Source organism: Streptomyces sparsus (genome assembly GCF_054776295.1).
In genome coordinates this window covers 1-5,670 of sequence record NZ_BAAHCA010000264.1, presented here as the reverse complement: position 1 = coordinate 5,670, position 5,670 = coordinate 1, and the positions used below count along the sequence as shown (strand labels likewise).

Annotated in this window: 4 protein-coding genes; 2 read left to right on the top strand and 2 right to left on the bottom strand. The window is 73.0% G+C overall.

Going from position 1 to position 5,670, the window contains the following annotated elements; genetic code table 11:
• The coding region (locus ACYVE9_RS13950) for an MMPL family transporter (protein ID WP_461028150.1) at positions 1-2,146 on the bottom strand (2,146 nt) is incomplete at its 3' end.
• Between the two features lie 221 nt (positions 2,147-2,367).
• Between ACYVE9_RS13950 and ACYVE9_RS13945 the strand changes: the two genes are divergently transcribed.
• The gene (locus ACYVE9_RS13945; RefSeq protein ID WP_461028149.1) at positions 2,368-3,231 is read left to right on the top strand and encodes a response regulator transcription factor; all 864 of its coding nucleotides are present in this window, start codon (positions 2,368-2,370) and stop codon (positions 3,229-3,231) included.
• Positions 3,228-4,949, top strand: a complete 1,722-nt coding sequence (locus ACYVE9_RS13940; RefSeq protein WP_461028148.1) for a sensor histidine kinase — start codon at positions 3,228-3,230, stop codon at positions 4,947-4,949. The genes ACYVE9_RS13945 and ACYVE9_RS13940 overlap by 4 nt, the downstream gene beginning before the upstream one ends.
• Here the strand turns inward: ACYVE9_RS13940 and ACYVE9_RS13935 are convergent.
• Positions 4,853-5,670: metallophosphoesterase (locus ACYVE9_RS13935; RefSeq protein WP_461028147.1), on the bottom strand; the 818-nt coding region annotated here is incomplete at its 5' end. The two genes, ACYVE9_RS13940 and ACYVE9_RS13935, sit on opposite strands and share 97 nt — an antisense overlap.

The following is a 5,670-nucleotide window of genomic DNA, read 5'->3' as shown; positions in this document are numbered from 1 at the left end:
CTGCGTGGGGCAGCGGCTCGTCCGACGGATCGAAGGAGAGGTGCGGCATGCGCCGGTCCAGCCACCCCGGCAGCCACCAGTTGGACCGGCCCAGCAGGTGCATCGCGGCCGGGACGAGCAGCGTGCGCAGCACGAACGCGTCCAGCGCGACGGCGACCGCGAGGCCGATGCCGGCCATGCCCGCCTCCCGGCTGCCGCTGAGGACGAACGACGCGAACACGCAGATCATGATCAGCGCCGCACAGTTGATGACGCGGCTGGTGTCGGCGAGCCCGGCGCGGACCGCCCGGGCGTTGTCGCCGGTGTGCACCCACACCTCGTGCATGCGGCTGACCAGGAACACCTGGTAGTCCATGGAGAGGCCGAACAGCAGCGGCAGCATGATCACCGGCAGGAACGCCAGGATCGGGCCCTCCTTGCCCATGTTCAGCAGCTCGATGCCCCAGCCCCACTGGAAGACCGCGACCAGCACACCGAAGGACGCTGCGGCCGCGATCAGGTTCATCACGGCCGCGGTCAGCGGCACCACGATGCTGCGGAACGCCAGCATCAGCAGCAGCGCACCGAGCCCGATGATCAGCAGGACGAAGCCCGGCAGCCGGTCCCCGATCAGCGTCGCGAAGTCCTTCTGCACGGCGGTGCCGCCGCCGACGTACACGGTCACCTCACCGTCGGCGAAACGGTCCCGCAACGAGTCGATCAGCTCGTCCGTCTCCTCGGCCTGCGGCGACGTGGTGGGCACCACCTGCACCACCGAGATGTCCGAGCCTGGCGGCGTCACGGGGGCCGCCACCACCACGCCCGGCAGCGCGGCGATATCCTCCGCAGCAGCGGCGAGCGCCTGCCGCTGCTCCTCCCGCGGCGTCTCGCCGACCAGTTGCAGCGGGCCGTTGAAGCCCGGGCCGAACCCCTCGGCGAGCATGTCGTACGCCTGCCGGGTGGTCTGCGACTCCAACTGGTTGCCCTGGTCGTTGGCGCCCAGCCGCAGTGACAGCACCGGGACGGACAGGACCAGCATCACCACCATCGACACCACCACCAGCAGCTTCGGCCGCCGCTGCACCACATTGGACCAGCGGATCGCCAGTCCCGACGCGGCCTCCTCCGCGACCGGGCCGTGCTCGGCCAACTGCTGCCGCTCCTTGCGGCTCAGCACCCGCAGGCCCAGCACGCCGAACATCGCGGGCAGCAGCGTCGCGGCGGCGATCACGCTCAGCACGACGGTCAGCGTCGTCGCGACGGCTATGCCGTCCATGAACCGCAACCGCAGGGTGAACATGGCCAGCAGCGCCACGCACACCGTGCCGCCGGCGAACAGCACCGCCCGCCCCGAGGTGTTCATCGCGCGCACCGCCGACTCGTGCGGATCCAGGCCCATGCGCAGACCCTTGCGGTGCCGCGTGACGATGAACAGCGCGTAGTCGATGCCGACGCCCAGGCCGATCAGCGAACCGAGCAGCGTCGCCACGTCCGGCAGGTCCCACACGTGGCTGAGCAGGATCGTCACGGCAACTCCGGTGCCCACCGCGAAACCCGCGTTGAGCAGGGGCAGCAGCATCGCGAACAGCGAGCCGAAGGCGACGAACAGCACGATCGCCGCGGCGACGATCGCCACCGCCTCGGCCAGGCCTGCCGCCGGCGTCTGGGTCTGCTCGATCGCCATGCCGCCCAGCGCGACCCGCAGATCGTCCGTGGCGGCCTCCCGGGCCCGCTCGATCAGCGCCTCGGTGTTCGCCGGCTTCAGCTCGAAGGCCTGCTCGGTGAACGTCACCTGCGCGTAGGCGATCGTGCCGTCCTCGCTGATCTGAGCGGCGCCCTCCTCGCTGTACGGGCTCACCACCCGGCCGACGTCCGGCATGCCGCCGACGTCGTCGAGCACGCCGGTCATGCGCTCCCGGACCTCCGGGTCGCGCACCGAGCCCCGCTCGGTCTGCCACACCACGTTGCTGGTGTCCCCGGCCTGCTCCGGGAACGCCTCCCGCATGCGTTCGATCGCGACGCTCGACTCACTGCCGGGGCTGCTGAACACCGCCGCGTAGGAACTGCCCGCGACCACCGCCCCCGTCCCCGTGCCGAGCAGGACGACCAGCCACAGCCCGATCACCGCCCACCGCTGCCGCAGGCACCAACGTGCCAATGCCGCCATGCTTCCCCATCTCCCCTGAAGTCCTCCGGTCCACTCCGCCGCCCCTGCCGGGCGCCGCCGGACCCTGCCCCGGAACCGCCCGCACGGTACGCGGTCAGCCTCGCCGGGCAGTCAACACAGTGCGCGGTGCGGACCGCCGGAGGGGCCGATCGGTCCGGAATCACAGGAAGCTCCAAGGGTTCCCCGGAACAATCCCGTCGCGCCGCCCGGATACTGGGCTCATGAACCCCGCCCCCGGCAGCAGCCACGACACCGCTCCGAGGCACGACACCGCCCCGCGACAGGAGACCGCCGGCCCGCGACAGGAGACCGCCGGCCACGGGCGCGGCAGGACCGCGACCGTGCTGGTCGTCGAGGACGAGCCGAGCATCGCCGACGTCCTGGGCATCACCCTGCGCTTCCACGGCTTCGACGTCGTCACCGCGGGCGGGGTGCACGCCGCGGTCGCCGCCGCCCGCCAGCACCACCCGGACGCCGTCCTGCTGGACATCGCCCTGCCCGACGGCGACGGACGGCAGCTGTGCCGGGTCCTGCGGGCCGAACGCACCGATCTCGCGGTGGTCTTCCTCACCGCCCGCGACGCGCCCGCCGAGGTCGTCCAGGGCCTCACCCTCGGCGGCGACGACTACATCACCAAGCCGTTCAACGTCGACGAGGTGGTGGCCCGGGTGCACGTGCTGCTGCGCCGCATCCGCCCGGCCGCACCGGCCGCCGACGGCCCACCGGCACCCCGCCCGCCCGTGCTCACCCACGGCGACCTGGAACTGGACGAGGCCACCTACACCGTCCGGCGCGGCGAGCGGTCCGCGGACCTGACACCGACCGAGTTCGCCCTGCTGCGGCACCTGGTGCGGCACGCGGACCGCATCGTGCCCAAGGAGCAACTCCTGCGGCACGTCTGGCGGTTCGAGCACAGCGTGGAATCCACCGTCGTGGAGACCTACGTCAGCTACCTGCGGCGCAAACTCGCCCCGCTCGGCCCGCCCCTGATACGCACCCGCCGCGGCGTCGGCTACGGCCTCCACACCCCCGCCCAGGCCACGGCCGCCGCCCGGCCCGGACCGCTCCCCGGAGCGTCCGCGTGAGCCGCCGCACCCATTCGCTGCGGGCGACACTGACCCTCAGCTCGCTCGCCATGGTCACCCTCGGCATCGTCATCGCCACCTGCGTCAGCGTCGGCGGCATCTGGCACTACCTGACGGCGAACATCGACAACGAGCTGATGGCCGGCCGGGAGGGCGTGCAGAACTCCGCGCTCAGCGTCGACCAGGCCGCCGCACTCGCCGCCATCGCGGACTTCGGCCGGCCGGTCGGCTCCGCCGAGTCGCACGGCATCACCGGCCACTACGCCGTCATCGTGCTGCTCGACGACGAGTCGGGAGCACGCGACGTCGGCGGCCGGCCCCCGAGCGAGGCCCAGCAGGCGCTGGCCGCCGCCGTGGACGAGCCGCGCGACCTGCTCGGACCGGGCGACCCGCACGACGTGAAGGCCGACGGCGTGCACTACCGCGCCACCGCGGTGGAACTGGCCGGTGGCGAGATCGTGTTGATCGCCACCTCCACCGAGGCCGTCGTCGCCACCGTGCGCAAGGTCGTCAAGCTGGAACTCATCGCCGGCGCGGTACTCATCACCGTGCTCGGCTTCGCCACCTTCCACGGCTCCCGCCGGCGGCTGCGACCGCTGGAGGACATGGTGGAGACGGCGTCCGCGATCGCCGAGGGCTCACCGGACGCGTCGAGCCTGTCCCGGCGGGTCGCCGCCCGGGAGGGCAAAGCGGTCTGCGAGGTCGAGCAGCTGCGCACGGCACTCAACGCGATGCTGCACCAGGTGGAGGCGGCGTTCATCACCCGCGAGCACGCCGCCGAGCAACTGCGCCGCTTCGTCGCGGACGCCTCCCACGAGCTGCGCACCCCGCTGTCGGCGATCCGCGGCTACCTTCAGCTCCATGAACGCGGCATGATCACCGACCCGGCCGAACGCCGGCGCACGCTGGCCCGGATGACCGCCGAGACCGAGCGCATGGCCCGGCTCGTCGACGAGCTGCTGGCCCTCGCCCGGCTGGACCAGCGCCCCCAGCTGCGCCCCCGCCGGGTGGACCTGGCCGGCCTCGTCCGGGAGGCCGCCGCGGACCTCTCCGCGCAGCAGCCCGGCCGTCCCGTGCGGCTCGACCTGCCCGAGGAACCGGACACCGCCCGTGTGCTGGCCGACGAACCCGTGCTGCGCCAGGTCGTGGCGAACCTGCTCACCAACGTGCGCGTGCACACCCCACCGGACGCCGCGGTGCGGCTGAGGGTCACCCGGGACGCCGACCGGGTCGCCCTGCGGGTCGCCGACGACGGTCCCGGCATGGCGCCCGAGGACGCCGAGCGGATCTACGACCGGTTCTTCCGCACCGGGGCGACCGAGGGCAGCGGCCTGGGCATGGCCATCGTCCGGGCCGGCGCGGACGCGCTGGGCGGTGAGGTCTCGGTGACCACCGCGCCGGGCGCCGGCCTCACCGTCACCGTGCTGCTGCCCACCGCCGAAGGCAGCGGTCACGGCGCCTTCGACGGGGACACTGGTTTCGAGCACGCCTTCGAGGAGCCCGCCTCCGTGTCCGCCGGGGCGCCTCCGGCTGCGTCTGCGTATGCGGCTGCCGCGGCGTCTGCGGCCTCTGCTGCTGCGGACGGCGGGGACGGTTCCGGGGCGGCGGGGGAGCCCGCCGGTCAGGTCTGCTTGGAGGCGAGCTCCACGACGGTGATGTCCGCCTCCGCGCCGACCCGCACCGGCGGGCCCCAGGAACCGGCTCCGCGCGTCACGTAGAGCTGAGTGTCGCCGTAGCTCTCCAGGCCGGCCAGCGTCGGGTTCGCCAGATCGGCCAGGATGTTGCCGGGCCACATCTGGCCGCCGTGCGTGTGCCCTGACAGCTGGAGGTCCACACCCATCCGTGCCGCGTCGTGGATCACCACGGGCTGGTGGGCGAGCAGCACCGAGGCGCGGGACGTGTCCCGGTCGCCGAGCGCGGCCTCCAGGTCGGGACCGTCGCCGTAGTCCTCGCCCGCCACGTCGTTGACACCGGCCAGGTCGAAGTGGCGCAGTTCCGTCCGCTCGTTGGCCATCGGACGCAGGCCCAGCTCGCGCACGTGGTCGACCCACTCTTCCGCGCCGGAGAAGTACTCGTGGTTGCCGGTGACGAAGTACGAGCCGTCCCGCGCGGAGAGCTGGGCCAGCGGCGCCGCGGCGTTGCCCAGGTGCTCGACCGAACCGTCCACCAGGTCGCCGACCACGGCGATCGCGTCGGAGCCGGTGCGGTTGATCAGGTCGACGATGCGCTGGGTGTGCGCGCGTCCGAGGATGGGACCGAGGTGGATGTCGCTGACCACCGCGATGCGGTAGCCGTCCGCCGCGCGCGGCAGCTTGGCCAGCGGCACGCGGACCCGCTTCACCTTCGGTCCGGCGCCCAGCACTCCCCACGTGCCGTAGCCGACCGTGCCGGCGGCCACCGCGCCGGCGGTCACCGCGGCGGCCCGGGAGGCGAACAACC

What these genes read in the sequence shown, in the direction of transcription:
- ACYVE9_RS13945 (WP_461028149.1), top strand. Translation starts at nt 2,368, where the DNA reads ATGAACCCCGCCCCCGGCAGCAGCCACGACACCGCTCCGAGGCACGAC.